The 2,713-nt window shown below is 54.2% G+C and carries 1 rRNA gene; it reads right to left on the reverse strand.

Going from position 1 to position 2,713, the window contains the following annotated elements:
* Positions 1 to 2,688 (reverse strand): 23S ribosomal RNA (locus tag U5822_RS03280); the annotation flags it as partial.
* Positions 2,689 to 2,713: the final 25 nt, after the last annotated feature.

Raw genomic sequence — 2,713 nt, forward strand, 5'->3', positions numbered from 1 at the left:
ACAACCCGAACACCAGAGGTTCGTCCACTCCGGTCCTCTCGTACTAGGAGCAGCTTTCCTCAAATCTCCAACGTCCACGGCAGATAGGGACCGAACTGTCTCACGACGTTCTAAACCCAGCTCGCGTACCACTTTAAATGGCGAACAGCCATACCCTTGGGACCGGCTTCAGCCCCAGGATGTGATGAGCCGACATCGAGGTGCCAAACACCGCCGTCGATGTGAACTCTTGGGCGGTATCAGCCTGTTATCCCCGGAGTACCTTTTATCCGTTGAGCGATGGCCCTTCCATACAGAACCACCGGATCACTATGACCTGCTTTCGCACCTGCTCGACGTGTCTGTCTCGCAGTTAAGCGGGCTTGTGCCATTACACTAACCGCATGATGTCCGACCATGCTTAGCCCACCTTTGTGCTCCTCCGTTACGCTTTGGGAGGAGACCGCCCCAGTCAAACTACCCACCACACAGTGTCCTCAACCCCGATAAGGGGTCCAAGTTAGAACCTCAAACAGCTCAGGCTGGTATTTCAAGGTTGGCTCCACGATGACTGGCGTCACCGCTTCAAAGCCTCCCAGCTATCCTACACAAAACTGCTCAAAGTTCACTGTGAAGCTATAGTAAAGGTTCACGGGGTCTTTCCGTCTAGCCGCGGATACACCGCATCTTCACGGCGATTTCAATTTCACTGAGTCTCGGGTGGAGACAGCGCCCCCATCGTTACGCCATTCGTGCAGGTCGGAACTTACCCGACAAGGAATTTCGCTACCTTAGGACCGTTATAGTTACGGCCGCCGTTTACCGGGGCTTCGATCAAGAGCTTCGCACGAATGCTAACCCCATCAATTAACCTTCCGGCACCGGGCAGGCGTCACACCCTATACGTCCACTTTCGTGTTTGCAGAGTGCTGTGTTTTTAATAAACAGTCGCAGGGGCCTGGTATCTTCGACTGGCTTCTGCTCCACCCGCGGGGGTTTCACATACAACCAGCGTGCCTTCTCCCGAAGTTACGGCACCATTTTGCCTAGTTCCTTCACCCGAGTTCTCTCAAGCGCCTTGGTATTCTCTACCTGACCACCTGTGTCGGTTTGGGGTACGGTCTCGAATAGCCTGAAGCTTAGAAGATTTTCCTGGAAGCATGGCATCAATGACTTCCCGCTCTAAAAGAGCAGTCGTCGTCGCGTCTCGAGATTGTGGACCCGGATTTGCCTAAGTCCACTCCCTACACGCTTAAACCGGGACAACCGTCGCCCGGCTCACCTAGCCTTCTCCGTCTCTCCATCGCAGCTATCCAAGGTACGGGAATATTAACCCGTTTCCCATCGACTACACCTTTCGGTCTCGCCTTAGGGGCCGACTCACCCTGCGCCGATTAGCGTTGCGCAGGAACCCTTGGTCTTCCGGCGTGCGGGTTTTTCACCCGCATTGTCGTTACTCATGTCAGCATTCGCACTTCTGATACCTCCAGCATGCTTTACAACACACCTTCGCAGGCTTACAGAACGCTCCCCTACCCCGCATACAAAGTATGCAGCCGCAGCTTCGGTGACCAGTTTGAGCCCCGTTACATCTTCCGCGCAGGCCGACTCGACTAGTGAGCTATTACGCTTTCTTTAAAGGGTGGCTGCTTCTAAGCCAACCTCCTAGCTGTCTGAGCCTTCCCACATCGTTTCCCACTTAACTGGTACTTGGGGACCTTAGCTGGCGGTCTGGGTTGTTTCCCTCTTCACGATGGACGTTAGCACCCACCGTGTGTCTCCCGGATAGTACTCACAGGTATTCGGAGTTTGCATCGGGTTGGTAAGTCGGGATGACCCCCTAGCCGAAACAGTGCTCTACCCCCTGTGGTATTCGTCCGAGGCGCTACCTAAATAGCTTTCGGGGAGAACCAGCTATCTCCGGGCTTGATTAGCCTTTCACTCCGATCCACAAGTCATCCCCTGGCTTTTCAACGACAGTGGGTTCGGTCCTCCAGTGCCTGTTACGGCACCTTCAACCTGCTCATGGATAGATCGCCCGGTTTCGGGTCTATGCCCAGCGACTAAATCGCCCTATTCAGACTCGGTTTCCCTACGGCTCCCCTAAACGGTTAACCTCGCCACTGAACATAAGTCGCTGACCCATTATACAAAAGGTACGCCGTCACGGAACAAGTCCGCTCCGACTGCTTGTACGCATACGGTTTCAGGATCTATTTCACTCCCCTCACAGGGGTTCTTTTCGCCTTTCCCTCACGGTACTGGTTCACTATCGGTCAGTCAGGAGTATTTAGCCTTGGAGGATGGTCCCCCCATGTTCAGACAGGATATCACGTGTCCCGTCCTACTCGATTTCACTGAACTCAGGTTTCGGATACGGGGCTATCACCCACTATGGCGGCACTTTCCAGAGCCTTCTCCTACCAGTTGTTCAGCTTAAGGGCTGGTCCCCGTTCGCTCGCCGCTACTGAGGGAATCTCGGTTGATTTCTTTTCCTCGGGGTACTTAGATGTTTCAGTTCCCCCGGTTCGCCCTGTACACCTATGGATTCAGTGCACAGTACCCGACCGAAATCGGGTGGGTTTCCCCATTCAGAGATGCCCGGATCACAGCTTGTTTGCCAGCTCCCCGAGCCTTATCGCAGGCTTCCACGTCTTTCATCGCCTCTGACTGCCAAGGCATCCACCGTATGCGCTTAGTTGCTTGACTATATAACCCCAAGACAACTGCGTTC

The organism is Marinobacter qingdaonensis, from assembly GCF_034555935.1.
Classification (GTDB): domain Bacteria; phylum Pseudomonadota; class Gammaproteobacteria; order Pseudomonadales; family Oleiphilaceae; genus Marinobacter; species Marinobacter qingdaonensis.